The organism is Pseudoalteromonas sp. NH0006-46 (assembly GCF_057547735.1).
This window is the reverse complement of the sequence record NZ_BAAJML010000003.1, coordinates 32759-58889: the sequence shown is the minus strand read 5'-3', so window position 1 is coordinate 58889 and position 26131 is coordinate 32759. Positions and strand designations below refer to the sequence as shown.

Annotated in this window: 23 protein-coding genes; 10 read left to right on the top strand and 13 right to left on the bottom strand. The window is 38.7% G+C overall.

Annotation, left to right across the window (positions count from 1 at the left end):
- The first annotated feature begins 33 nt into the window (after positions 1 to 33).
- Complete coding sequence (gene fadD, locus AC27I2_RS08045; protein WP_058405299.1) at positions 34 to 1686, top strand: long-chain-fatty-acid--CoA ligase FadD; 1653 nt, start codon at positions 34 to 36, stop codon at positions 1684 to 1686.
- Between the two features lie 51 nt (positions 1687 to 1737).
- On the top strand, positions 1738 to 2868 hold the full coding sequence (gene rnd, locus AC27I2_RS08040) for a ribonuclease D (RefSeq protein WP_487203944.1): 1131 nt from the start codon (positions 1738 to 1740) through the stop codon (positions 2866 to 2868).
- A 388-nt stretch (positions 2869 to 3256) separates the two neighbouring features.
- Here the strand turns inward: rnd and AC27I2_RS08035 are convergent, their stop codons facing one another.
- The 7 genes from AC27I2_RS08035 to AC27I2_RS08005 form a co-directional block, all read right to left on the bottom strand.
- Complete coding sequence (locus AC27I2_RS08035; RefSeq protein WP_487203943.1) at positions 3257 to 4129, bottom strand: sugar phosphate isomerase/epimerase family protein; 873 nt, start codon at positions 4127 to 4129, stop codon at positions 3257 to 3259.
- Between the two features lie 77 nt (positions 4130 to 4206).
- A complete protein-coding gene (locus AC27I2_RS08030) occupies positions 4207 to 4962 on the bottom strand; it encodes a gluconate 2-dehydrogenase subunit 3 family protein (RefSeq protein WP_487203942.1) in 756 nt (251 codons plus the stop codon).
- 2 nt (positions 4963 to 4964) lie between these two features.
- A complete protein-coding gene (locus AC27I2_RS08025) occupies positions 4965 to 6644 on the bottom strand; it encodes a GMC family oxidoreductase (protein ID WP_487203941.1) in 1680 nt (559 codons plus the stop codon).
- Between the two features lie 2 nt (positions 6645 to 6646).
- Positions 6647 to 7339, bottom strand: coding sequence for a 3-keto-disaccharide hydrolase (locus AC27I2_RS08020; RefSeq protein WP_487203940.1), 693 nt, complete (start codon positions 7337 to 7339; stop codon positions 6647 to 6649).
- Between the two features lie 35 nt (positions 7340 to 7374).
- Positions 7375 to 8592: an MFS transporter gene (locus AC27I2_RS08015; protein ID WP_487203939.1), complete on the bottom strand. Its 1218-nt coding sequence runs from the start codon at positions 8590 to 8592 to the stop codon at positions 7375 to 7377.
- A gap of 13 nt (positions 8593 to 8605) precedes the next feature.
- On the bottom strand, positions 8606 to 9661 hold the full coding sequence (locus tag AC27I2_RS08010; RefSeq protein WP_487203938.1) for a sugar phosphate isomerase/epimerase family protein: 1056 nt from the start codon (positions 9659 to 9661) through the stop codon (positions 8606 to 8608).
- A gap of 7 nt (positions 9662 to 9668) precedes the next feature.
- Entirely contained in the window at positions 9669 to 10829 is a 1161-nt protein-coding gene (locus tag AC27I2_RS08005) for a Gfo/Idh/MocA family protein (protein WP_487203937.1), read from the bottom strand.
- A 161-nt stretch (positions 10830 to 10990) separates the two neighbouring features.
- On the opposite strand from AC27I2_RS08005, the gene AC27I2_RS08000 reads away from it, so the two are divergent.
- Positions 10991 to 11707, top strand: coding sequence for a PAS domain-containing protein (locus AC27I2_RS08000; protein ID WP_487203936.1), 717 nt, complete (start codon positions 10991 to 10993; stop codon positions 11705 to 11707).
- Positions 11708 to 12381: 674 nt separating this feature from the next.
- Here the strand turns inward: AC27I2_RS08000 and minE are convergent.
- Genes minE through minC form a run of 3 tightly spaced genes read right to left on the bottom strand, consistent with a single transcriptional unit; the run spans position 12382 to position 14166 of the window.
- On the bottom strand, positions 12382 to 12645 hold the full coding sequence (minE, locus tag AC27I2_RS07995) for a cell division topological specificity factor MinE (RefSeq protein WP_487203935.1): 264 nt from the start codon (positions 12643 to 12645) through the stop codon (positions 12382 to 12384).
- A 1-nt stretch (position 12646) separates the two neighbouring features.
- Positions 12647 to 13456, bottom strand: a complete 810-nt coding sequence (gene minD / locus AC27I2_RS07990; protein WP_006793462.1) for a septum site-determining protein MinD — start codon at positions 13454 to 13456, stop codon at positions 12647 to 12649.
- A 5-nt stretch (positions 13457 to 13461) separates the two neighbouring features.
- Complete coding sequence (gene minC, locus AC27I2_RS07985; protein WP_487203934.1) at positions 13462 to 14166, bottom strand: septum site-determining protein MinC; 705 nt, start codon at positions 14164 to 14166, stop codon at positions 13462 to 13464.
- A gap of 155 nt (positions 14167 to 14321) precedes the next feature.
- Between minC and AC27I2_RS07980 the strand changes: the two genes are divergently transcribed.
- Positions 14322 to 14603, top strand: a complete 282-nt coding sequence (locus AC27I2_RS07980; protein WP_487203933.1) for a YcgL domain-containing protein — start codon at positions 14322 to 14324, stop codon at positions 14601 to 14603.
- Complete coding sequence (locus AC27I2_RS07975) at positions 14596 to 15612, top strand: lytic murein transglycosylase (protein ID WP_487203932.1); 1017 nt, start codon at positions 14596 to 14598, stop codon at positions 15610 to 15612. The genes AC27I2_RS07980 and AC27I2_RS07975 overlap by 8 nt, the downstream gene beginning before the upstream one ends.
- A gap of 34 nt (positions 15613 to 15646) precedes the next feature.
- On the opposite strand, the gene AC27I2_RS07970 is transcribed toward AC27I2_RS07975, so the two are convergent.
- The 3 genes from AC27I2_RS07970 to AC27I2_RS07960 form a co-directional block, all read right to left on the bottom strand.
- Positions 15647 to 16192 carry a GbsR/MarR family transcriptional regulator gene (locus AC27I2_RS07970; RefSeq protein WP_058405304.1) on the bottom strand — a complete coding sequence of 182 codons (546 nt, stop codon included), beginning with the start codon at positions 16190 to 16192 and terminating at the stop codon, positions 15647 to 15649.
- A gap of 180 nt (positions 16193 to 16372) precedes the next feature.
- A complete protein-coding gene (locus tag AC27I2_RS07965; protein WP_487203931.1) occupies positions 16373 to 18790 on the bottom strand; it encodes a TonB-dependent receptor in 2418 nt (805 codons plus the stop codon).
- Positions 18791 to 19172: 382 nt separating this feature from the next.
- Entirely contained in the window at positions 19173 to 20450 is a 1278-nt protein-coding gene (locus tag AC27I2_RS07960; RefSeq protein ID WP_058405306.1) for a Xaa-Pro dipeptidase, read from the bottom strand.
- A gap of 143 nt (positions 20451 to 20593) precedes the next feature.
- Here AC27I2_RS07960 and AC27I2_RS07955 point away from each other — a divergent pair, with 143 nt between their 5' ends.
- From AC27I2_RS07955 to AC27I2_RS07935, 5 genes are all read left to right on the top strand, one after another.
- A complete protein-coding gene (locus AC27I2_RS07955; RefSeq protein ID WP_487203930.1) occupies positions 20594 to 22423 on the top strand; it encodes a DUF885 domain-containing protein in 1830 nt (609 codons plus the stop codon).
- Between the two features lie 96 nt (positions 22424 to 22519).
- A complete protein-coding gene (locus AC27I2_RS07950) occupies positions 22520 to 23032 on the top strand; it encodes a YcgN family cysteine cluster protein (protein WP_058405308.1) in 513 nt (170 codons plus the stop codon).
- Positions 23032 to 23547, top strand: a complete 516-nt coding sequence (locus AC27I2_RS07945) for an RNA methyltransferase (RefSeq protein ID WP_058405309.1) — start codon at positions 23032 to 23034, stop codon at positions 23545 to 23547. Before AC27I2_RS07950 ends, AC27I2_RS07945 begins: the two co-directional genes overlap by 1 nt.
- Before the next feature lie 156 nt (positions 23548 to 23703).
- Positions 23704 to 24609, top strand: coding sequence for a substrate-binding periplasmic protein (locus AC27I2_RS07940; RefSeq protein ID WP_487203929.1), 906 nt, complete (start codon positions 23704 to 23706; stop codon positions 24607 to 24609).
- An 85-nt stretch (positions 24610 to 24694) separates the two neighbouring features.
- A complete protein-coding gene (locus AC27I2_RS07935; RefSeq protein WP_487203928.1) occupies positions 24695 to 25945 on the top strand; it encodes a sugar MFS transporter in 1251 nt (416 codons plus the stop codon).
- The last annotated feature ends 186 nt before the right edge of the window (positions 25946 to 26131 follow it).

Sequence of the window (26131 nt, the reverse complement as noted above, 5' to 3'; positions counted from 1 at the left end):
TAATAAAAATATAATTATAAACAGGGGCTAAGAGTGGAAAAAATCTGGCTTAAGCGCTACCCAGAGGGTATGCCTGAAACAATCGATCCTGAGCATTACAACTCGTTACTCGAAGTGTTCGAAAAAAGTTTTTCTGATTACAAAGATTTACCTGCATTTACAAACATGGGTAAAACTTTGTCATATGACGAAATTGATACAGCAACTAAAAAAGTCGCCTCGTATATCCAAAATGATTTGGGTCTCAAAAAGGGCGAAAAAGTTGCCGTAATGATGCCTAACTTGTTACAAACACCTATTTCTATTTTAGGTATTTTACGCGCCGGTTGTGTGGTTGTTAATGTTAATCCTCTTTACACTGTTCGCGAATTAGAACATCAATTAAAAGACTCAGATACAAGCGCCATATTTATCCTTGCAAATTTTGCAGATACGCTTGAAAAGTCACTTGCTAAAACAGACGTAAAACACATCGTTGTTACTCAAGTTGGTGACATGGTGGGTGGTCTTAAAAAGCACATTGTTAACTTTGTTGTTAAGCACGTTAAGAAAATGGTGCCTAAATACAACTTACCGAACACCATTAAATTTTCAGATTTATTGAATGCTGACGAAAATGCGTACACACGCCCTGAATTGAATTTATCTGACTTAGCTTTTTTACAATACACAGGCGGTACTACCGGTGTATCTAAAGGCGCTATGCTGAGCCATGGTAATATGGTTGGCAACCTTGAGCAGGTTTCTGGCTGTTTAGATAAAGTGTTAGACCGTGGTACTGAAGTTGTTGTTACGGCACTGCCGCTTTACCATATTTTTGCACTTACAGCTAACTGCTTAACGTTTATGAAATATGGTGGTTTGAACTTATTGATCACTAACCCGCGTGACATGCCGGGTTTCGTTAAAGAGTTAAGCCAAACTAAATTTACAGCAATCACTGGTGTAAACACATTATTTAATGGTTTATTAAATACCCCAGGTTTTGATGAGCTTGACTTTAGTCATCTCAAAATGTCACTCGGCGGTGGTATGGCAGTACAACGTCCTGTTGCCGAAAAGTGGCAAAAAGTGACGGGTTCAAAACTAATGGAAGGCTACGGCCTTACTGAGTGTGCACCGCTTGTAACAATTAGTCCGTACGACTTACAGTCTTACAATGGCTCAATTGGCTTACCTGCGCCTAATACAGATATTAAGCTAATTCTTGAAAATGGAGAAGAAGCAGCTAAAGGTGAGCCTGGTGAGTTATGTGTTAAAGGTCCTCAGGTTATGCTTGGTTACTACAAACGCCCAGATGCAACTGCTGAATGTTTAAAAGACGGTTGGTTTGCTACAGGCGATATTGCAACATATGATGATGAAGGTTTCTTTTACATTGTAGACCGCAAAAAAGACATGATTATAGTATCTGGCTTTAACGTTTTCCCAAATGAGATCGAAGAAGTTGTTGCAATGCACGACGGAGTGCTTGAAGTAGCAGCGGTTGGCATTCCTCATGATGTAAGTGGTGAACAAGTTAAAGTTTTTGTTGTTAAAAAAGACCCTTCTTTAACTGAAAAAGATATAATAAACCATTGTCGTGATAATTTAACTAATTATAAGGTTCCAAAACTCGTTGAGTTTAGGGATGAGTTACCTAAAACTAACGTAGGTAAAATACTCAGACGAGCCTTGAAAGATTAGAAAACTATAAAAAAGCCGGCATTAGCCGGCTTTTTTATTGTAGGAGACTAAGTGCAATACCAATTAATTCAAACACAAGTTCAGCTCAATACTTTTGTTGAGCAGATCCAAAGTAAGCCTATTTTAGCTATTGATACTGAGTTTATGCGTCGTCGTACTTTGTATCCTGAAGTTGCACTCATTCAGGTTTTTGACGGTGAGCACCTAGCACTTATTGATCCCTTAGCTGAATTATCGTTATTTGATTTTTGGCAGGTATTAAAAGATCCAGCAGTTTTAAAAGTATTGCATTCACCTTCTGAAGATATTGAAGTATTTCAAAAATATGCTGGGTTTGTTCCTGCTCCTTTATTTGATACTCAATTTGCTTTGCAATTACTGGGTGAAGGTAATTGTATGGGCTTTGCTCTTATGGTTAAAACATTACTTGGTATTGAAATAGATAAAAGCGAATCACGTACTAATTGGCTACAGCGCCCGTTAACCACAAAGCAGCTAGATTACGCCGCCGCTGATACATTTCATTTATTACCGTGTTTTGAATTGATCATAGATCGTATTAATAAAGCCGGTTTATTTGAAATTGTATTGGATGAGAGCGAATTAATTGCTAATAAACGCGCGTTTCAAACACCAGATGAATTGCTCTATAAAGATATAAAAAATGCGTGGCAATTAAAGCCACACGAACTATCAGTGTTAAAAGAGTTAGCCGTTTGGCGCCGTAATAAAGCAATTCGTAAAAATTTAGCTCTTAACTTTGTGTTGAAAGAACAAAACATGACTGAAATTGCTAAGCGTGGGCCTTCTAGTTTAAATGCATTACGTCAAATACCGGGCGTGGAGTCGATTGAAGTTAATCGCTCAGGCGTTGAGATTTTAAAGTGTATTGAGCAAGCTAAAGCTATCCCACCTGAACAGCACCCAAAAGTACTAAAGCGTTTAATTGATTTTCCTACGTATAAAAAAGTAGCGAAAGAGATCAAACAAAACATTACTAAGGTTGCAAAAGAGCACAACATACCAGAAGACGTTATGGCCTCCAAAAAGCAAGTGAATCAACTTATAAGTTGGAACTGGAAACTTACAGATGAACAAAAATCACAGCAGATAAAACCAGATTTACTCAATTCTTGGCGCTATGAATATCTTAAAGATACACTCAAAGAGTGGGATGTTTGAATAGACTGAGGAACTCGTCTTTATATTAAATTAGTTTCACTAGTTCAGGAACTGTTTATCTTTGCGGATTAAAATTTGTTCAAGCTAGGGGGGTAATCGCGGCGCAAGGTTTGTAACCTAGCGGGCTCGATAACTGCTCCTACGTTATTCTACTGGCTTACATCCATGTAAGAATAAGTAAAAACCGAGCAAAGCTTCCGCGATCTGCTCACGCCTCTTACCTACATCCATCTAGGCAGTAAAGAGTAAATCGCCCCTAGGCAGCGCCTGTTTGGCATTGATGCTGCTTTATCGCCTATTTATGGGAAATAACCACACCACATAGGCGCTGCCTTGGCTAAATACCAAACAGACTGCTGCAAATTCAACCTTGAAAGGTAAGCAGACCCTAGTTTTGCATGGTTTTTAATATTGTATCTAAGTTTGCTTTTGATTTGGCAACGCTTTGTAATGGACTCATACCGGCTGGAAACTCTTCTTGTTCTATTACTAACCACTTCGTTTTTCCATCATTTATGAGAGAGCTAATTATTTTTTTCCATGGATAGTTGTTTTCACCGAATATAGGGCTTAAACGGTCATTTTCCTGGGTGCGAACTTTTAAATGTGCTGCATAGGTCCTACCAGTGTATTTCTTTATAAAATGTATAGGCTCTTTACCCGCATAATGTACCCAACCTATATCAAGTTGCAGTGGCAAGTTATTTGGTGTATTGCTGGCTATAGCATCCCAATAAGTTTCATTATTAAATTGTTCAAACTCTTTGTTGTGATTATGAAAACCAATATGCATATCATATTTTAGTGCAATCTCATTAAGTTTTTTTAGTTGCTTTGCCAACGGTATTATACCTTCGGGGTCCCATGCTCGCTCATCCCAAGGCACGAACAAATTACTAACGCCGAGTGTCTTATAAAATAATAGAGTACCCATTAATTGGGTGTCTGAAAGTTTATCAAAACCAATATGTGCACTACTTGCAACCAAGTTCAAATCATCGAGTTTGTTCCTTAATGCTCTTGGGTTATCTGCATAGGGGCCAAACTCACCAGCAAACTCAAGTCCTTCAAAACCCATATCAGCAAGTGCTTTAATGGTTGCATTAAAATCTGCCTTTAAATCATCTTTAACTGACCATAATTGCACGCTTACCTTAGCTGACTCGAACGAACTAGCGTTACTTGTTAAAGGTTGCAGCATGAGTATGATTAAAATGCTCGCAATAGAATTAATTAAGAAGGAATTAGAGAATTTGAACATAAGATTACACCTAAATATAAGCAGGGAATAAATCCCTGCTTGGACTGGGCTAAGAAAAAAGGGACTCAGATTACTAATCAGTCAGTATAAGCATATTGGCTTAAACCAAGTTCATTTAATATGTTATCAAGATGTTGCTTTGCTTCAGCTGTAGGGCCAGGGTAATCACCAGCTATAGGCACATTACCTAAGTAACCAATGTCTTTACAGCCTTGTGGTGTACAAAAGAAAGCGCCTAGCACTAACTCTTTAAATCGTAAAAACGTTTTACCAATACGTTTAAATTGGACTGGGGTATTTTCATTTAAATATGCAATATCATCTAAAATTGCGCGATGCTGTTGCTCATTGAGCGCAACAAACTGCATATTGAAACGAAGCTTTGATTCATCGTTAAGCCAAGCGAGTGAGTTTAATATTTTAATGCGATCTCGTTGTTGCCCTTCATAAGGTGCACTCACCCATTCATTAATCACTGCGGGTACTTGAAGTTCACTCGCCGATGGAATATCGCCTTCACGCGGTACAATATAATCAGCTAACAGCGCTACTAAGGTAATTTCGTCTCTCGTTAAGGTCAATGGCCAAGGGGATTCTGGTGGCATCACTAAGTTTGGATCTTGACCATAACCTTTTGCTGTCACTGGCTTAATATCTAAATCAGGCCAATGTTCTTTTGCAGAAACTGCTACATCATCTTCAAGTGCCTTTGTGCAGCCTGCTGTTAAACCAACCGCAGATCCTGCCGCTAATAAACCAAGCCATTTTAATGACTCACGGCGGCTCATGTTTGAAACATAGTTATATGATTCATTTTCGTTACGATGATGCATAATTAAAGTACTCCGTTATCAATTTGTTGAGCCAGCCACGTTGAGTTACGCATTGCCAACGTCATGATGGTGAGCGTACAGTTTTTATGTGGGTTTGAAGCAAATACACCAGCATCCATTACAAAAAGGTTATTACAATCCCATGTTTGACCCCATTGGTTAGTTACAGAGTCTTTCATTGAGCTGCCCATTCGGGTTGTACCCACTTCGTGAATGATTTCACCGCCTTTAGATATCGCTTTTTCAGCAGGTGGCAGTTCTCCAACGGTTGCTCCCATGTTTTCTAAAAGCTGCTTAGCTGTTTTTAAACCATGTTCGATTTGCTTTAATTCTCGGTCTGACCATTTAAAGTGGAATTTTGAAACCGGAATACCCCATTTATCTTTAACGGTTTCATCAATTTCCATGTAGGTATCTTTGTTTGGTAGCATTTCACCGCGCAGTGCAAAACCAACATACGACCCATACGCATCACGAATTTGTTGCTTAAGGGCAGGGCCATAGCCTTGTTTATCACCGGATACACCAGAGCCTGGCTGCCTAAAACCACCACCAATTTCAAAGTGATAGCCGCGCGGAAAATCGAGTTCATTTTTGGCTTGCGCTTGGTGGCCCCACCAAGGAATAAATAAGTGATTGGCTGTATGCCCATCTTCATTATATCGTGGGCGCCCTTTAAGCGCTGGAATTTGTGCACCTAACCATGCACCGGTAGAATCCATGAGGTTACGGCCTACCTGATTACTTGAATTTGCCAAGCCCTTTGGGTGTTTTTTATGTTTAGAATTAAGAAGAATACGGGCTGACTCACAAGCACTCGCTGCAAGAATAACGATATCAGCTGATAATGACTGTTCAGATACCGACTTTTTGTCAACATAAGTAACGCCGGTAACTTTACCATTATCGTCAACGGCTACAGATTTAACCATTGCATCGGTTATAATTTCTAAGTTACCTGTCGCTTTAGCCATAGGCAGTAAAGACGTGGTTGTTTGAAATGCAGCGCCAATGGAGCAACCTGAGCCACAAGGTGTTGCATAGAAACACGCTAAGCGGTCATCTTTAGGGCGTGTTAATACCGCACGGTGCATAGGCACTGCTTGGATCCCCATTTTCTTCGCTGAAGCGGCAATTAAAAGCTCTGGCACTCGCGGTTTAGGTGGCGGCTGTAGGATACCAGGGGCAGAATCTGGCATATCATCATGCCCTGTATTTGTACCACAAATACCTACTAATTCTTCTGTTTTGTCATACCATGATGCTAAATCATTATATTCAAATGGCCAATCGGCACCATGTCCATCACGGGACTTAGCTTTGAAGTCGTGCTCACTAAAACGTAATGAATAACGCCCCCAGTGGTTTGTACGGCCACCAAGCATGCGCGCTCGCCACCAATAAAAATCACTTCCTTTCGCACTGGTATATGGCTCATCAGGAACTTGCCAGCCACCATCAACGGTTGCGTCATAAAAACCAAAGTTTTTATCTTTATTACCAGCGCCCATTAACGGAGCCTCACTGTTTCGGCGAAACATCGGGCTTTCCGTTTTAGGGTCGTAATCACGACCAGCTTCTAGTAACAGTACTTTGTGACCAAGTTTAGTTAAAGTATATGCGGCCATTGCACCGCCGGCACCAGAGCCAACAACGAGCACTTTATGGTTGAATTTTGTCATCGTTATAGCTCCTTAATTTTTATATTTTTGAACCAGACTTTGTCACCATGATCTTGCAAACCAATATGGCCTTGTTTTGAGGTTGCAAAGTTAGACCATGTAGCAAATTTACTGTTCTTTACTAATGTATTCCAAGGGCTACTGCCTATAACCATACTGACGGTACTCACGCCGTTCTGCCAAACTTGCAGATGATTATCGAGCATTTTTATTCGTACTGTATTCCATTGCATAGCTGGTTTATGTGCAGCAGTCGGTGCTGAGAGTAAATCGTAAATTGACCCCGCTAAATGCGAGTCTATTTCGGTATCCGCATGACGTTCATTATCAATTATTTGAATTTCTGGGGCGTGAGAGTAAATATAACTTCCTAGTTCATCAGCAAGGACAAAAATACCACTATTGCCAACTTCACTAATTTTCCAATCGAGTTTAAGGTCAAAATTCTTATAGATTTTTTTTGTTAAAATGTCACCACCACCTTTTGTAAGTAACATTGCACTATCGTCTATTTTCCATTTTGAGCTAAGTTCATCACTTTTAAAGTTACGCCAATGAGACATATCTTTACCATTGAATAGTAATTGCCAGCCTGTGGCGTGTTCTTCTTTTGTTAATTTATTATCTTGAGTCTGTGCAATTACAGTGCTACTGAAAAGCAGTGCAAGTGACATAATCGAAATTGATTTAAGCATATGTTGCCCCTTATATTGTGTGCTATTTATTGCTATTAAATGCATTTCTCTACATTTTTTTGTTTTGTTATAAACAAGTGAAAACCAATAAATACAACAATTAGTAAAATTGGAAAGATTAATAGGTTCTCTAAAACAGCTTGTCCGGCAACGATTTCAATTTGTTCAATTGAGATATTGCTCGCTTGCGCTTGTTGTTTGGCATCATCAATCCAATAACCTATCACTGGATTCCACAGGCTCATTGCAAACATGCCTGCTCCACCAATTAACGACATACCTAATGCGCCGGTTTTAGGTGTATATTCGGCAACACAGCCAATCATGGTCGGCCAGAAATACGTTACGCCAATGGCGAATAGCGCTGCTGCAAAGTAAATTGCGTTCCCTTGAGCTTGGCTCATTAAAAATATACCGATGGTTGAAAATACCGCTGAGCCTAGTAGAACGCCAGATGGACTAAAACGATGAACAATTGGACCAGCAAAGTAACGGCCCAGAGCCATAAGACCTGTAATAAGCGCTAAAATAACCATAGGAGAGGCACCAGAAGAACCTAAAATTTGTTCAATCCATTGTTGAGTGCCAAACTCCGTTACTGCAGTTAACGTCATACAAATGATTAAGAAAATATACAAAGGTGAAAGCAGGTTTTTCACATTGCTGCTGGTGGAGTTTTTCTGGGCATCAAATTTAGGAAATTGTGCTGTAAGCATCATTGCACCATATATGGCAGTGGGTATTAATATTAAAGCCACTTGCCATTGCCAGTTGAAGCCAGCTGATGTCATTGCGCTTGAAGCTAATGCGCCTATAACAATACCGCCGGGGAACCAAACATGGAATCGGTTCAGCATTGTTGTTTTATTATTAGGGTACATTTGCGCAATGAGCGGATTACAACCTGCTTCGACAGAGCCATTTGCAAAACCAATTAGAAATGTTGAGATCAGTAACGCCCAAAAACCATCTGCTGAGATTGTTAATAACAGGCCAAGTAAATGACAAGCAAACGCGAGTGCTACTAATTTTTTAGCGCCAATGGCGTTGTAGATAATACCGCCGAGCATCGTCGCTATCGGAAAACCTAGAAAAGCCATTGCATTGACCCAACCAAGTTGGGTGCTCGTTAAGCCAAATTGCTCACCAAGTTGGCCTAAAATACCGGCACGAATCGCGAATGTCATTGAGGTGACTATTAACGCGATACAACATAGGCGAAAAATGAGGCTTTGATTATTATTGTTATTCATTGTGTAGTCCTATCTAGTTAATACCCAATATCCGCTTATTACGTTGGGGATTGGTATTCATTGCACTAAAATCATCAAACGCTTTGCTGGCAGGTGTAATTATGTGTTGTTCAATAAATGGTGCGCCTTCTTTAGCCCCTTGTTCAGAATCTTTAATGCAACATTCCCATTCCAAAACAGCCCAGCCATCAAATCCATATTGGGTTAATTTACTGAATATTGATTTAAAATCTATTTGACCATCACCGAGCGAGCGAAATCTCCCTGGTCGATCTTGCCAATTTTGATAGCCACCATAAACACCACTGCGGCCATTTTGATTAAACTCTGCATCTTTCACGTGAAAAGCTTTTATTCGCTCATGGTAAATATCTATAAATGCAAGGTAATCCAGCTGTTGCAATACTAAGTGGCTCGGATCATAGAGAATATTTACTCTTGGATGATTGCCTGTTGCAGCTAAAAAGCGCTCAAATGTAATGCCATCATGTAAATCTTCACCTGGGTGTAACTCGTAGCAAACATCTACGCCCATTTCGTCAAAGTAATCAAGTATCGGTAGCCAGCGTTTAGCAAGTTCGTTAAAGCCTTCTTCAACTAGGCCTTGCGGTCGTTGCGGCCAAGGATAGAAAGTATGCCAAAGTAGCGCACCCGAAAATGTTACGTGGTTTTTAAGTCCTAAATTTTTACTTGCTTTGGCAGCAAACATTAATTGTTTAATCGCCCATTCAGTTCTCTTTGTTGGGTTACCACGTAACTGCTCTGGTGCAAAATTATCAAACATTTCATCATAAGCAGGGTGTACAGCAATTAACTGTCCTTGTAAATGCGTTGATAACTCGCAGATTGTAAGCCCTGCATGTTTAGCAATGCTAGTCACTTCATCGCAGTATTCTTGGCTTTGAGCTGCTTTTTCTAAATCAAATATCTCAGTATCTGATGTGGGTAGTTGAATTGCTTTATAACCGAGCTTTGCCGCCCATCGGCAAATATCTTTAAAATTATTAAATGGCGCTTCATTGCTTATGAATTGCGCTAAAAATATTGCTGGGCCTTTTATTTTTTTCATACTATCTCTATCCAATTTTAAATGTGTGCCATTTAGTCTCTTCTTTAGAAGCTGCTACTGCATTTTCAATAAATGCCATGCCTCTAATCGCATCTTTTATACCTGGTACATCGAACTCAACATTAGTTGCTGATTTTCCGGCTTTTTTGGCGTTTATTTGATTTGCAAAGTTGACGTATATATTGGCAAAAGCTTCGAGGTAACCTTCTGGGTGGCCTGCAGGTGTACGCAGTGCGTTTTGTGCTGCTTCACTTTTTAGCGCAACCCCTGCACGTAATAGTATTGTTGGCGCGTTATGATTTTTCAGCCATAAGCTGTTTGGCTCTATTTGGTTCCATTCTAAACTTGCTTTATCACCGTAAATACGAAGAGATAAATTATTTTCTTCACCAAGCGCTACTTGGCTCGCAAGTAACACGCCTTTACTATCGTTATTAAAGCGCAGCAAAACTGTACCATCATCATCCAGTGTTCGCCCTGGCACAACCTGATTCAGATCAGCACAAAGTGCGTTAACTTCGAGGCCGCTAACATATTCTGTTAAATTAGCTGCATGAACGCCAATATCAGCAATACAACAACTTATTCCTGCTTGCTGTGGGTCTAAACGCCATTGGGCTTGTTTTACCTGTTCATCTTCGGTTTTACTAAGCCAACCTTGCGAGTATTCAACAATGACTTTACGAATAGTGCCTATCTCGCCTTGGGATATACGGTATTTCGCTTCTTTGATCATTGGATAACCGGTATAGGTATGGGTTAATCCGTATAAACAATCACTGTTATCTAAACTTTGTTTTAAGCTCAATGCTTCATGGAGATTTAATGTGGCAGGCTTATCTGATAAAACGTGAAAACCACTTTCAATGGCTAATTTAGCGATAGGAAAATGAAGATGGTTGGGGGTTACAATAACCACAAAATCAATGCGTTCATTAACAGGTAGCTTTGCTTCTTCAATAAACATTTGTTGATAAGTGTTATAGCTTCTACTGGAATCGATCCCCAGCATGGCTGCTGTTTTTTTTGTCAGTTCAGGGTTAGAACTAAAAGAGCCCGCGACAAGACTGATCATTCCATCGAGTCTAGCTGCAATACGATGAATGCCACCAATAAATGCGCCTTCAGCGCCACCCACCATTCCCATTCTGATTTTGGGATTATTCATCTAAAATACCACCTCAATAGTAATCTATTGAATTTAGTTAACATCATGTTATTAATAATAGAGAATGGTAATCATCAGGGGTAATAAAAATTCGGTTGACAATGCAACAAAATCGGCGTTTTATATATTTAGTTTAAAGTAAATTATCGAGGTCAAAAGCATTGGATATTCAACAGATTATTGATAGAGCAGGGGTCAATCAACTAATCTCGGCATTTGATTTGTTGCCTGATATTTTATTTTGGGTAAAAGACACTGAAGGCCGGGTTGTTTTTGCTAATCAACATTTTATTGAACATCAGGGTTATAAAACGTTTGATCAAATAGCGTTCAAAACTGATTACGATTTTTCACCAAAACACCTCGCGTTCCAATATGTAAACGATGACAAGCGAGTGATTTTGGGGGGAACTGTCACCGACAGGCTTGAATTAAACCACACATCAAATGGAGACTTGGCTTGGTTTTCTACATCTAAAAAAGCTATTTATTTAGATCAAGAAATTGTTGGAACTTATGGTGTTACACGTCACCTTCAAAAGACCTCTAAAGCTTTGTCCCATGTTAGGGCAATAGAAGGGCCAGTAGATTATATTCGCGAACATTATTCACGCCCTATCAATATAGAACACTTAGCGGATATTGCTCATTTATCTGTGAGTGCATTAGAAAGGCGCTTCAAAAAACATTTAGCGAAAACGCCGAACCAATTTATTAACGAAATACGTTTAGAAAATGCACGTAAGTTGCTTATTGAAACGCGATTACCAATTTCACAAATAGCCTATCAATGTGGTTTCTCAGAGCCAAGTTATTTTAGTAAACAATTTAAGCGCTTATTTGGTGATGTTCCATCGAAAATACGTGCAAAAATATAATCTAAGAGTAATGCTAGTTAGATACGGTAACTAGTATTTTTCAGATGGATATTAAGGAGGTCTGGTTTTTACTTACTTAGGATATTTTAAGGCCCATAATTGAGACAAAAGAAAATTACTGTGTTATAACCATTGAATAGCTAGAGCAACTAATTTGATTAGACCATATAATTTTGATTTTTAGCGACTATTGTCATTAGTCTCTTCGCCAACTTGTTTACTAAAAGAATTCCTCATAACTCTTCTTAAACCATACCGTTACAGCTATACCTCAAATGATAAGAATTATTTAAAATAGTTTATTTTATTCCTTGGTATCAAAGAACTATTTGCAAAATAATGACTTCATAAATCACGGTTTACTTAGTCAGAAATCACAGTCTTTTCGTAACTGACGTAAGTCTTATGAGCTGGTGATTTTCATATTACAAAACATTAAATTGCACAAAAGATTTATCACCATATTGATACTATCTGACGAGAATACTTCTCGGTTTTTGGAGAGTTGCAGATCTCCAAACAGCATCATCACCAGCAAATATATCAAAACCAGATTTACTCAATTCTTGGCGCTATAAATATCTTAAAGATACACTCAAAGAGTGGGATAATTAAATAAAGTTTACAAGACGAGTTAAAAACAGATGATAAAGGGCGCTTAGCGCCCTTTATCATTATTTCTTTTCTTCGTCAGGTAGTGTGACATTGAGTTCGAGTACGGCTAAATCATCTTCATTTTGATCAAACTGAACTTGAACTGCATCGGCGCCTACATTCACGTACTTGCGAATTACATCCAAAATATCTTGTTTTAATTGTGGTAGGTATTCAGGTGTTCCACGCTGCGAACGTTCGTGTGCGACAATTATTTGCAATCGCTCTTTTGCAAGAGACGCACTGTTTTTCTTTTCTGAGCGGAAATAGTCAAGTAACGACACATTAGCCTCCAAAAATCCGTTTAAAAATGCCTTTCTTCTCTACATCTAAGAAGCGAAAATCGACGGTTTCACCAAGTAAGCGGTTTATGGCATCAGCATAAGCCTGGCCAGCATCTGATTCACCATCTAATATGACCGGTTGGCCTGAATTTGATGCACTTAATACTGCTTGTGACTCAGGAATAACACCGAGCAAATCGATTGCTAATATGTCTTGTACGTCTTCTACAGAAAGCATTTCACCTTTAGCCACACGCTCAGGGTTGTAGCGTGTTAATAGCAGGTGCTCTTTGATGTTTTCTAGGCCTTCTTCAGCGCGTTTAGATTTGCTATGCAAAATACCTAATATACGGTCAGAATCTCGTACAGATGAGACTTCTGGATTGGTGGTTACAATCGCTTCATCAGCAAAGTACATTGCCATCATCGCGCCTGCTTCAATACCTGCTGGCGAGTCACATACAATATAATCAAAATCTTCTTTAAGCTCGTTTAAAACGCGTTCTACACCATCGCGAGTTAGTGCGTCTTTATCACGAGTTTGCGATGCTGGAAGCAAAAATAACTTTTCTACACGCTTATCTTTAATAAGTGCTTGGTTTAAGTTTGCTTCACCATTTATAACGTTAACAAAGTCATAAACAACACGGCGTTCACACCCCATAATTAAATCAAGGTTACGTAAACCGATGTCAAAATCGATAATAACCGTTTTGTAGCCTTTTAATGCTAAGCCTGTGCCTATTGCGGCGCTTGATGTTGTTTTACCAACACCACCTTTACCCGAGGTAACGACAATTACTTTTGCCATGAGATTTATCCTTTAACCAAAGCTGAAATTTCTAATGATTCATTTTTTTGTTGTATTTGCACAGCACTGCCCCAAAACTCACCTTGTAGAGAGTCACTGATCCAGTAGTTGCCATTTATGGAAACAAGTTCCGCTTCTAGCTTTTGGCAAAATATATGTGCGTTTTCTAATCCTTTTGCGCCCGCTATAGCGCGACCGCGAAGGGTCCCGTAAATATGTACGTTGCCATCTGCTATTACTTCTGCACCATGACTAACAGCGCCTAGTACAATAAGGTCGCGGTCTTTTGCATAAACCTGTTGACCTGAGCGCACTGTGCCGTTAATTATTTGTGCAGGAAGTATAATGTTTTTTTCAACAATTGATGTGTTTGGTTGTTTTTCAACGGGCTCTGCTTTTACGTCTTGCGAGTAATTTAAAACTGAGAAGCCAGCTTTTTTTGCACTTGTATGTTGCTCTTCAGAGCCATTACATATACCCACTGCGTTAAAACTCATTCGCTCTATAAGTGACTTTAAATGAACAAAGTCCAAAGAACTGCTTTTTACTTCTTCTAAATTAACAACAACAGGCGCTCCCTCAAAAAAACGGGGGGCTTGGGCTATTTTTACGTAGAGTTGCTCTGCTAAAAGATTAATATCAGCACTATAAAGATGTAAAACTGATAACGTAAAAAGATTCCCTTTTAACTCAAAAATTTGGTCCGACATACACGCTCAATTGAATTGTATGATAAGAAATTGTAATTAAATAAACACAGGCTGAATAAGGCGTTTATCGAAATTTCTAATCTAAATTTTCTAACTTATTATTACTCTCATGGTATAGTGTGCGGCATTGTTGTGCAAGAATTTATAAGGTCATAATGTTAACTGCAGTGTATAAAAGTAAGAAAAAAGCGGATACCTTCTTATTTGTTGAAAAAAGAGATGATTTTAGCAAAGTTCCAGAACCTTTAATGGCTATGTTTGGCAAACCCCACTATGTGATGATTATTAATTTGGCTAATCGTGAGCATCTAGGCGGTGCTGATTTAGAGACTGTTAAGGGTGCATTAACCGATCAAGGTTACTATTTACAGCTTCCACCACCGGAAGATAATTTGCTTACTGAACTAAGAAAACAAAATGGAGCCGATCGTGATTAAAAAACTGGCAGTTGTATTATGTGGTTTATGTTTAAGTTCGTCAGTGGTTGCAAAAACACAAGCCGAATTTAAAGATTACTTAACAAACTTAAAAAAAGAAGCAATCGCAAAAGGCTACGAAACATCGTTAATTGATAGTGCGTTTGCAACCGCGACCTACAAAGAAAAAGTAGTATCGGCTGACAAAAACCAGCCTGAAGTTAAAGAAACACTTGAAACCTATTTACCAAAACGTGTTCCGCAATGGAAAATTGACCGTGCTCGTAAACTGTATGCTGAAAATAAAGACATTCTTGAGCAAGTAGCTAAAGAGTTTGGCGTACAAGCGCGTTTTATAGTGGCTTTGTGGGGGCTTGAAAGTAACTTTGGCACCATTCAAGGGGGGCACAATGTTATTTCATCATTAGTGACGCTTGCTTTTGATGGCCGCCGTGAAGCTCTTTATAAACGCCAATTATGGGCAGCTTTAGACATTTTAAAATCGGGCCATATTTCCTTAGATAAATTTAAAGGCTCTTGGGCTGGCGCTATGGGGCAAACTCAATTTATGCCTACGTCTTTTAATGCTTACGCCGTTGACTATAACAACGATGGTCGCAAAGATATTTGGACGACTAAAGAAGATGCGTTTGCTTCTATTGCTAATTATTTAAAGCAAGAGGGTTGGAACGATTCATTAACTTGGGGCCGTCAAGTCAAACTCCCAGATGGATTCGATAACAAATATATCTTAGTACGTGGTACCAAAACGCGTAAGCAATGGCTTGAATATTGGGATGATTCAGAGCGTTCACTTGCTGATTGGCAGGCACTAGGGTTGAGAAAAGTCGACGGCAGTGCTTTACCTAATGTAAACGTACGTGCTGCGTTAGTGATGCCTGATGATATTAACGGCCGTATGTTTTTAGCCTACGATAACTATAAAGTGTTAATGCATTGGAACCGCTCGTATTATTTTGCAACGAGTGTCGGTTATTTATCTGATCGAATTGGCTATCCAAAAATATAATATTTAATTAATAATAAAGCCGCACAGTGCGGCTTTATTCTTTTTTAAAAATCTTATCTTTTAGGTCTATTACCTTGCCAATGCCAGAACCGAGTTTCATTAGTTTATTGAGTTGCTCAGGAGTTAAACGTTGTAATTCAGAAGACCATTTAGTCACTGTTTCAAGTAAGTTGTGAATTTCACCCATTTGTTTTTGTGCATAGATTTCTTCTTCATTACTTGCTTCGTCTAATAAGTTGTCGCGCAATAGGCTAAGTGTTGGATCGATTTCACGTTTTTTACGCTCTTCAAATACACGATTTGCCATATCCCAAATATCGCCTGCGGGTGCATAATACTCTTTACGGTCACCAGGAATGTGCTGAACTTTAATTAATTGCCAAGACTGAAGCTCTTTAATGCCCATACTCACATTGCCTCGTGAAATACTCAGTGAATCGGCAATTTCATTCGCGGTCATTGGGTTTTTAGTGATAATAAGTAATCCACACATTTGACCAATAGTACGGTTAAAACCCCAGCGGCTTCCCATTTCGCCGCAATGCATTACAAAGGTAAAATTTTTCTCAGATAAAGTCATATCATTAACTTTCAGTAATTTCAGAAACTAAATGCTAGCATGTTGGTTAGTGATAGCAAGGAATTAGACTCATTAAAATACAGCTTAAGGTAAAACCTTAAACTTAACTAATGTCCTTGGCTAATCTATCCGTTATGATTAAAAAGCGCTCACAAATGCAAGCGCTTATACATGAGCAAACTACAGTGTATAGCTAAAGCTTAGCTTAGCGTTACGTTCTTCACCCGGCATACCACCTAAAAACATCGCTTTAGAATAATATTGCTTATTGAATATATTGTTTAAGTTAAGTTGCATATGCCATTTGTTTGTTGTGTATGAAACAGCCGCATCATGAACCGTGTAACTTGGTACATAGCCATCAGGAATACCAAAACTTGATGAGTTGGTACTCCTATCATCAACATAAGTTACACCTGCACTTATATTTAGCGTTTCAGGCAAACTAAAAACAGTTGCGTAGTAAGTTACCCACGTACTGGCAGTTACATAAGGAACCCCTTTTTTACGTGTAGCGTGATTGTTTATATTAGGGTTTAGTTGGTTTCTTGCATCTTGATAAACACCATTTATATTTACTTTCCATTGCTCATTTAAATGCGCATTTAAATCAAGCTCAACCCCTTTTGTTTTTTCTTCCCCATCATAAAAGCTTTTAACTACATCTGGTGCCGAAACGCCCGCTTCATAAAGTGGATTGCTGTATTCTAGGTTGGTTCGCGCACTTTCAAAAACAACGAAAGAGGCAAGCAGTTGGTCGTCAAACGCTTTATATCTAAATCCTAAGTCGTTGCTCATTGATTCTGAGTCTTCTCTATCCGCTTCGTTACCAGCAATGGACCCTAATACACTATATGCAGTGCGGCCTTTAGCGTGATTAGCAAATATAGAAAAGTTTTCAGTGGGTTGATATGTTGCGCCTAAATTATACGTTAAACCACTGTCTGAAGTGTCAGCCTCTGGTGTTGGTTCTGCTCGACTTGCGCTATAACGCTCATCTACACCAAAATGTTCATAACTTTGTTTAATGCGGTTATAAGCAACACCTACGCGTGTTGTTAATTGCTCATTAATATAGGCAACATGTTGGAGGCCCAAACCCCAGGCCTTTACTTTTTTATTGTAGTCACTGGTTTTAAGAGGATCGTAATCGTAAAAATTACCTGTTGGCCAATTGGGATCTCGTATATCAAATATATAGGGTAGGGAACCTTGATATGTTACTTCGTTGTTTGTATCTGTAATAACGTAATCTTTATCCCATATAGAATATTGTTTAAAACGAATATCGCGATCTTCATAATTAGCATTAACCAAAAGTTCGTTATCAATATCACCCAACATAAAATCGTAGCGCAAATCTAAAAAGTACTGCCATGACTTTTCATCAGCCTCAACTTGGCGGTATTCTTGGCGACGAGCAGCAAAAGGGTAAAGCACATCGTCAACGACTAACGGTGAACGTGGATCTTGATTAATAACACCACGACGATTCCAATAAACATAGTTATAAGCCCCCGTTTGACGTGCGAAACTTGATGTGTAATTACGGTATTGTAACTGTTGATTTAAAAATAAGTCATCAGTAATAAAGTAATTATGAGTAAGCTTAAAGCGCAACTCTTCACCTTCGTTATCATCAGCCATTGGCGAAATAATTCCGTTAGTTCCAAATTGATAAGGTGTTAATCCGTCGTTATCTGACAATGAGTTTGCCAGTTCATTGCGCTGAGATTCACTAAGCTGTAAACCACTACCCGTAGGATCGTTAACTAAATCAGATCCTGTTACTTTTGAGGCTGTTAAACCATTAGCAGAGTCTGCATTATAAATTCGAATAGGGTGACCAATAGAGTCCACCGCTATTGAGTCTTTAATGTATGCAGCAGAAACCATAACGTCTTGTTGATCACTCAAAATGTATTTAAGTGATGTATATATTTCGTCTCGGTCTTCTTTTAAATCACGAAAACCATCACTTGATGCTGTTTTAGCCATCACGCGGAATGCTAAGTCATTGGTAATTGCATTGGTGCTATCAAAGGCAAGTGAATAGCTATCCCACTGACCAAGCTCTATGGCTACTTTATGCTTTTCTTCAAATTCAGGTTTTTTTTCAATTAAGTTAATTACACCACCAGCGCTGCCAATACCATACAAGCCTGTTGCTGGACCCTTTAACACCTCGACCGACTCAACATTGGTTAATGAGCGCGTTGGATTAAAGGTGTTACCAAGGCCTGCTCCGCCATACATCCCATCGTAAGTATAATTAGCATCTAGACCTCGAATAACTAAGTTATCGCCAATCCCGTAGTTATTACCTGCTTGGGTTAATCCACTTACATTACGTACAAGCTCTTGCAGGCTATCTACACCTTGGGATTCAATTAGTTCACGGTCAATAATAACGACAGGTGCTGGGGTTTCCATTAACGACATATCTGACTTAGTTGCAAGCCCTGAGCTCATAACAACTTGGTTTTGTTTTTGATAAACACTTATATGTTCGATATCTTGATTTGCAGTGGCTTGTGCTAAAACGGCTTGCGCATTTAAACAAGCGAGGGTGAGTAATGAGTAATTGAAACTTTTCATTATGATAATCATTCGCATTTAATAAAGTGCGGCAATAGTAATGATTGTTATTTGCAAAATAAACTAAAAGTTCAATTAATATTAGATTTAAACAACTGCTTGCATGTTTTTTAAACAACCGAGTAGATTTAGAGTATGTAAATCAACGAAATATAAAAGAGGTGGGAGTTACGTGGCGATCATAATAAATAGATTGCAACATGCCTTGGCTAAAACAACCTCTCAATGAAGGGTAATCAGATCAAAATGACAATAGAGCTAAGCTAAAGTAATGCTATTTAAGTGTAACTTTTAACATATTGTTTAGCTAAGGCCTTTAATTTTTTAACGTTAAATGTAAAGGCTAACACTATAAAGTTAGCCCTTATTTAGAACGAAATTTTTATTTTTCAGCTTTATAAACAATACCCGCTTTCATAACGAAAGGAATTTGCTCTAATGTAGAAATGTTTTTTAATGGGTTTCCCTCTACTGCAATAATATCTGCAGCAAATCCGGTTTTTATTTGCCCGAGCGTATTTTGCATTTTTAAAAGCTTAGCACTGTTTATAGTTGCTGATTGAATGGCTTGCAGTTCAGTCATGCCAAATTCAACCATGCGTGAAAATTGCTTTGCATTATCACCATGTGGGTAGATGGCCGCATCGGTTCCAAAGACCATATTTACACCGGCTTTAACTGCTCTGCTAAAGCTATCTCTTTGTTTTTTTGAAACTTGACGTTCTTTATTTAAGTTTTCTTCGTCTACACCATTTTGTTCGCCAAAGCTTAATGTATATTCTGTGTTGTATATGTCCATTGAAAGCCAAGTCCCATGCTTTTTAGCCAAGGCAATGGCTTCATCGTCTAAAAAGCTTGCGTGTTCTACGCTGTCAACGCCTGCAATAATGGCTGTTTTAATCCCACTTGTACCATGTGCATGAGCAGCAACAGGAAGGTCGCGCATGTGTGCTTCTTCAACAATGGCCTTCATTTCTTCAAGTGAGTATTGTTGTACTCCTACTTTTGTGCCCTTTGAAAATACACCGCCTGTTGCGCAAAACTTTATAGCATTGGCTCCATACTTTATATTTTCACGCACTTTTGTCCTTACGGCCCATGGCCCATCGGCTACGCCGGTTGAGGTATATTTTAACTCAGGCGGTAAGCGGTTATTGTCACAATGCCCGCCTGTTATACCAAGAGATGGACCTGCAGCCCAAATTCTTGGGCCTATAATATCACCTGCATTAATACCGTCACGCACCGCAATAACACTATAACCATCTGCGCCAACATTTCTCACAGTGGTAAAACCGGCTTCGAGCGTTTTTTTAGCAAAATAGGCCGATTTAACGGCCATGCGTGGGATTGACTGACCTAACCGCTCACTACGTGAAACAGTAGGATCACTTGTTAAATGCACATGCATATCCATTAAGCCAGGCACTAATGTTAACTGCGGTAGATTTATATGTTCATCACTTTTGCCAAGTTGCGGCTTTTTGTTGCGTTCTATCGAGGTGATCACGCCGTTATCAACAGTAATAAGAGGGGATTGAATAAGTGTGCCATTTTCTACATCTAACATGGACTTTGCAGAAATGTAGGTGACTGCTTGGGTGGGTAAACTACTCAAACTTAATATTGCGACTGAGGCTGATAACAAGTGCTTTTTCATTTTTTAATTCTTTTATATGACATTAAAGTTGTTTTGACTTTACCAAGCTTAAGTAAAAGTGCAATAAAATAACGACTAAGTTACTACTTTATTTAGCTTAATTTAAAGCTCATAATCGGCTTGTATTTTTTAAAAGGATTAACATGAAATTATTAAAATTAGCACTTGTGGCTACATCAGTGATAGGTGCTTTAACGGGGTGTAGCAATACTGCGCCTCAACAAAGCAATAGTAAACCGGTTTCTTCATCTATAAATGCTGTGGTGTCAGAGCTATCTTCTAAGCAACAACTTGATGTGCTAGTTAACCAATATTATGAAGAGTCACTCACGTTTGCACCAATTCGTGCTACATACAGCGGAAAAAATGAATTTAATGATGTATTCACGCCTGAGATCTCAGTTTTAAACCGTGATAAGAAAGCGGCTTTTTATAAAAAGTATCAACAACGCCTTGGCTACATTGATTCCGAGCAGTTAACAGGGCAAGCGCTATTAAGTTATGAAATTTTAAAGCGCGACTTAGCACTTAATTTAGAAGGAATGCAGTTTCCTAGTTATCTTTTGCCAATAAATCAAATGTCGGGTGCGCATAATATTTTTGCGGGCTTTGGCTCGGGTCAAAGTGCACAACCTTTCAAAACTATGAACGATTACGCTAATTTCATAAAACGTAGTGGTGGGTTTGTTAAGTGGCTTAAAAGTGTTGAGCTTTCTATGGCTGAAGGTATAAAACAAAATATTGTTTTACCTTCTCCACTTGCCAAAAAATTAGCGCCACAATTTAGTGCGCATGTTGTCAATAAGGCTGAAGACTCACTGTTTTGGGGGCCTATCAACAATTTACCAGACTCGTTTACAGCAGAGCAAAAACAAGAAATAACAGCCCAATACCGTGATTTGATCATGACGCAATTAGTCCCAGCTTATCAAAGCATGCACACATTTTTAATTAATGACTATATTCCTAATAGTCGTGCTTCAGTAGGCTACAGCGATTTTACCAATGGTAAAGCTTGGTACGAATATCAAATAAAGAAAAACACAACACTTAGACTGTCTGCCGATGAAATTCATGATATAGGTTTAAGTGAAGTATCTCGTATTTTAAGTGAAATGAAACAGGTCAAACAAACAGTCGGCTTTGATGGCGATTTACCTGCATTTTTTACTCATTTACGTGATTCTGATGAGTTTTACTTTAATACCGCTGAAGAGCTTGTTGAAGCGTACGAAAACGTTAAGAAAAAAATAGATGCTAAAGTACCGCTGTTATTTGATGTTGCGCCTAAAGCCCCTTACGTTGTTAAACCAGTTGAAGCGTACCGTGCGCAATCTGCGGCAGGTGCTTCTTATGCTGCTCCAGCCCCAGACGGTTCTCGCCCAGGTATTTTTTATATTAATACATTTAATTTAAAAGCACAGCCTAAGTTTTTGCTTGAAACACTCTCCATTCATGAAGCGGCGCCGGGTCATCACTTTCAAATTGCTCTTCAACAAGAAATTGACGGCTTACCTGATTTTCGTAAATTTGGAGGGTATACGGTTTTTGCTGAAGGGTGGGCGCTTTACGCTGAAAGCTTAGGAAAAGAGCTTGGTTTATTTACCGACCCGTATATGTGGTACGGGCGTTTAGCCGACGAGCAATTACGAGCTATGCGCTTAGTACTTGACACCGGTTTTCATGCAAAAGGATGGACACGCGAGCAAGGTATACAATATATGCTTGCCAACTCTTCAATGGCTAAAAGTGATGTTGTTGCAGAGGTTGAGCGTTATATTGCGTGGCCCGGGCAAGCTCTCTCATACAAATTAGGGGAGTTTAAAATTAAAGAACTTCGCGATTATTGTAAAAAAGAGTTAGGAAACCGGTTTGACATTAAGGCGTTCCACACGCAAATATTAATAGATGGCGCATTACCAATGCCTATTTTAGAGAAAAAAATTAAACGTTGGGTGCAGTCGCAGCAATAAACTACGCGCAAAGCGAGTATCGTTTTAAGGTATTGGCTTTGCGCCATTTAATGCATTGCGGTAGAATGCGCGCTCTAAAAGGGGCGTGAGTAAACTATGTTTGATCAACAGTTAGCAAATACACAATTTTGGCTTAAAAAAAGCCTGAGCGAAATGAGCCAAAGTGAATGGGAAGCTATTTGTGATGGCTGTGGTAAGTGTTGTTTAAATACATTTATAGATAGTGAAGACGAAGATGATTTTGCCCCAACCGATCAGCTACGTGAAGGTGAGCAGCTTATTTTCACTAATATTGTTTGCCAGTATCTTAATAACAATACCTGTGGGTGTAGTGAATACGAAAACCGACAAACTTTGGTGCCCTCTTGTGTAAAACTTACTAAAGAAAACCTTAAAGATATATTTTTTATGCCGCAAAGCTGCAGTTACCGACGTTTACACGAAGGACGAGGCCTTGCATCGTGGCATCCGCTAGTGAATAACGGCGATAAAAGTCACATGCACGAACTCGGTATTTCAGTGAAAGACAAAACAGTGAAAGACTGTGATGTAAAATTAGATGACTTTGATTTATATATTGCAGAATGGCCAACAAAGGATTGCGATTAATGAGTAAGTTACAAGCAAGTATTGGCTTAATAAACCCAAAAAGTCCCACCAACGTTGGCGGCGTTTTGCGAGCTGCAGGGTGTTACGATGCAAATCAGGTTTACTTTACGGGTAATCGTTATCTTAACGCAAAAAAGTTTCATACCGACACTAAAAATGTGGTTGAGCGTATTCCATTAACACCTACGGATTGTTTGGAACAATGTAAACCGCAAGGAGCTACTGTCGTTGTTATTGAGCTCATTGAGGGGGCGACCCCTTTACCCGAGTTTGAGCACCCAGAAAATGCATTTTATGTATTTGGCCCTGAAGATGGCTCAGTTTCAAAAGACGTACTAAAGTGGTGCGACGAAGTCGTGTATATACCGACCATTGGCTGTATGAACCTTGCAGCAACCTGTAATGTCGTGCTTTATGATAGGCTTGCTAAATTAGGTGGCGTTAAAAGTAGTGATGACACCATAATAAGCTCGCGCGATACCAACAACAAAATGAAATGGGTAAAGCCAGCTTAATACCTTCCTTTAAACGCCAATAAACCTTATTAATTGGCGTTTAAACTTTGTATAAATTCCCCTTTTAACGCTTACTTAGAGTCATTTTAATTAAATTTTATTTCACTGCTAGTATGTGAACTACACTTAACTAAATAAATTTTTGATAATTTTAATATGTATATTGTTATTATTTTATTAGCGTTAGTTAGTTGTTTTAGTGCTGCAAGCACATCAATGAGTTATCTTAACAAAAGCACACTTACCACTGTTGAGGGTCAGCGTTATAAGTCAGGAGTATTATATAAATCACCTAACAATAAGCGTACTTTGCATATTGCTACTTTGAACTGGCCGCCTTACATAAGCGATAGCCTTTGCAATAAAGGTTGGGTTTATCATTTTGCTGTTGCTTTACTAAATAGCCGAGGTTATGACGTTTATATCGAGTTTTTACCTTGGGCGAGAGCTGTACGAAATGTCGAAATAGGGAAAGCCGATATTTTAATGCCTGAATATTTTATAGAAGACACAGCCCCTTCTGACTTTGTTGAAAACAAAACCAGACGAGAGTTATTAGGTATTTCAAATACATTTAAAGGTGGGAATATTGCTTTTTTAAAACGTAAAAACTCACCGGGTATTTTTACAGGCAACTTAAATTCGTTAAAAGGTGCAAAAATTGGCGTTGTTAGAGGGTATCAAAATACCCCTGAGTTTGATGCAATGATGGATAACAATGAATTTAGTGTTATAGGTGCTGTAGATGACCTACAACTAGTACAGCTACTCGCTGCAGAACGTGTGGATCTTATTATTGGCGATCCAGTTGTATTGGCGCATTCAGTCAAATACTCAACATTGAATGACAATGCTAAATCAAAGTTGCTTGATTTTATAGAGCAAGATGGCAAGCCACTTCGTTATAACCCATTGTATTTTGCCATTAGTAAGCAAACACCTAATTGGCGTGAAGTTCTTGAAGATATAAACCAGGCTTTATATCACTTTAATAATAGCGGCGAAACTAAGCGATTAATTGATGTAATTTCAGCTGAGTGTCCGAGCACAAGTTTGAATTGAATTGGAACGTTCTTAATTTGGTGTGGTAAAAAAACTTATTAACAATGTAGAATCAGTTTAACTTGTTAATGGAGTGAAAATAAAAATGAGCACACTGAACACTAATCAACCCTATGGCGTGAATGAACAGCAAAAAAATAATTATCTGTTTCCTTTGACTGCCATGACTACCTTATTCTTTTTATGGGGATTTATAACCGTTTTAAACGACGTGCTTATTCCTAGATTAAAAGGTGTATTTGATCTCACATATTTTGAAGCAATGCTGGTGCAGTTTTGCTTTTTTGGTGCCTATTTCATTGTATCTATCCCTGCTGGTATTTTAGTTAAACAACTAGGCTATAAAAAAGGAATATTAACGGGGCTCATTGTTGCCTCTATTGGTTGTATGCTTTTTTACCCTGCCGTAGTGGTTCATGAATATTGGTTGTTTTTAGGCGCATTGTTTGTACTTGCTGCAGGTATAACGGTGTTACAGGTGTCTGCCAACCCATACGTAGCGGCTCTTGGTCCTGACAAAACCGCCTCTTCACGATTAAATTTAGCACAAGCGCTTAATGCACTGGGCACTACAGTAGGGCCTTATGTAGGAGGGATTCTATTTTTCGGAACGGCAGGCACATTAGCAGCATCTGCTGCATCTGCAGAATCAGTAAAAGCACTTTACCTAATGCTAGCTGCGGCACTTTTACTTATTGCTATTATGTTTGCATTTATTAAGTTACCAGAAATAGAAGCCCACAAAGAAGACAGCACTGATACCGAAACGCGCTCATTAATGCAAGCACCGCATTTAACCATGGGGGTTATTGCTATTTTTTGTTATGTAGGTGGCGAAGTGGCCATCGGTAGTTTTTTAGTTAACTATTTTGGTGAAGCACACATTGCCGGGCTTGAAGAGCATGCAGCCGCTGCACTAATTAGTTATTACTGGGGTGGCGCTATGGTAGGGCGTTTTATTGGCTCTGCTTTATTACAAAAAATTGCGCCCTCTAAGGCTATTGCTTTTAATGCGATAAGTGTTATTGCTCTGTTATTAATCACTATCTTTACACAAGGTGACGTGGCTTTATATTCAGTACTGGCAATTGGTCTATTTAATTCAATTATGTTTCCGACTATTTTTTCTGTCGCAATTGAAAAATTAGGCGCGCTAACAAGTAAAGGCTCTGGTTGGTTATGCTTGGCTATCGTAGGTGGAGCTTTGGTTCCATTATTACAAGGATATATTGCTGATACTGTGAACATTCAAGATAGCTTTTTTGTTCCTATGCTATGTTATGTATTCATCGCTTGGTATGGTTTAAATGTCGTTCGTTTAGCTAAAAAGTGGTAAAGAGCAGGCTGTATAATAATGACTGAATACGTATTCAGTCATTATTAACCCTCATTTTAACTGGAACATTCCAAAATGAGTTCTTATCTAAAAATAAATATGTAAAATTAATTACTTAAAATTTACAATCAAATTTACCTAATCCTTTTTTATTGTTTTTAAGTGGTATTTTCGTAAAAAGCGAAA

What these genes read in the sequence shown, in the direction of transcription:
- minD (WP_006793462.1), bottom strand. Translation starts at nt 13,456, where the DNA reads ATGGCAAAAGTAATTGTCGTTACCTCGGGTAAAGGTGGTGTTGGTAAA.
- AC27I2_RS07960 (WP_058405306.1), bottom strand. Translation starts at nt 20,450, where the DNA reads ATGAAAAAGCACTTGTTATCAGCCTCAGTCGCAATATTAAGTTTGAGT.
- AC27I2_RS07980 (WP_487203933.1), top strand. Translation starts at nt 14,322, where the DNA reads ATGTTAACTGCAGTGTATAAAAGTAAGAAAAAAGCGGATACCTTCTTA.
- AC27I2_RS08010 (WP_487203938.1), bottom strand. Translation starts at nt 9,661, where the DNA reads ATGAAAAAAATAAAAGGCCCAGCAATATTTTTAGCGCAATTCATAAGC.
- AC27I2_RS07965 (WP_487203931.1), bottom strand. Translation starts at nt 18,790, where the DNA reads ATGAAAAGTTTCAATTACTCATTACTCACCCTCGCTTGTTTAAATGCG.
- minC (WP_487203934.1), bottom strand. Translation starts at nt 14,166, where the DNA reads ATGTCGGACCAAATTTTTGAGTTAAAAGGGAATCTTTTTACGTTATCA.
- AC27I2_RS07945 (WP_058405309.1), top strand. Translation starts at nt 23,032, where the DNA reads ATGAGTAAGTTACAAGCAAGTATTGGCTTAATAAACCCAAAAAGTCCC.
- AC27I2_RS08030 (WP_487203942.1), bottom strand. Translation starts at nt 4,962, where the DNA reads ATGCATCATCGTAACGAAAATGAATCATATAACTATGTTTCAAACATG.
- AC27I2_RS08020 (WP_487203940.1), bottom strand. Translation starts at nt 7,339, where the DNA reads ATGCTTAAATCAATTTCGATTATGTCACTTGCACTGCTTTTCAGTAGC.
- AC27I2_RS07935 (WP_487203928.1), top strand. Translation starts at nt 24,695, where the DNA reads ATGAGCACACTGAACACTAATCAACCCTATGGCGTGAATGAACAGCAA.
- AC27I2_RS07940 (WP_487203929.1), top strand. Translation starts at nt 23,704, where the DNA reads ATGTATATTGTTATTATTTTATTAGCGTTAGTTAGTTGTTTTAGTGCT.
- AC27I2_RS08035 (WP_487203943.1), bottom strand. Translation starts at nt 4,129, where the DNA reads ATGTTCAAATTCTCTAATTCCTTCTTAATTAATTCTATTGCGAGCATT.
- AC27I2_RS07950 (WP_058405308.1), top strand. Translation starts at nt 22,520, where the DNA reads ATGTTTGATCAACAGTTAGCAAATACACAATTTTGGCTTAAAAAAAGC.
- AC27I2_RS07955 (WP_487203930.1), top strand. Translation starts at nt 20,594, where the DNA reads ATGAAATTATTAAAATTAGCACTTGTGGCTACATCAGTGATAGGTGCT.
- AC27I2_RS08025 (WP_487203941.1), bottom strand. Translation starts at nt 6,644, where the DNA reads ATGACAAAATTCAACCATAAAGTGCTCGTTGTTGGCTCTGGTGCCGGC.
- AC27I2_RS08015 (WP_487203939.1), bottom strand. Translation starts at nt 8,592, where the DNA reads ATGAATAACAATAATAATCAAAGCCTCATTTTTCGCCTATGTTGTATC.
- AC27I2_RS08005 (WP_487203937.1), bottom strand. Translation starts at nt 10,829, where the DNA reads ATGAATAATCCCAAAATCAGAATGGGAATGGTGGGTGGCGCTGAAGGC.
- AC27I2_RS07970 (WP_058405304.1), bottom strand. Translation starts at nt 16,192, where the DNA reads ATGACTTTATCTGAGAAAAATTTTACCTTTGTAATGCATTGCGGCGAA.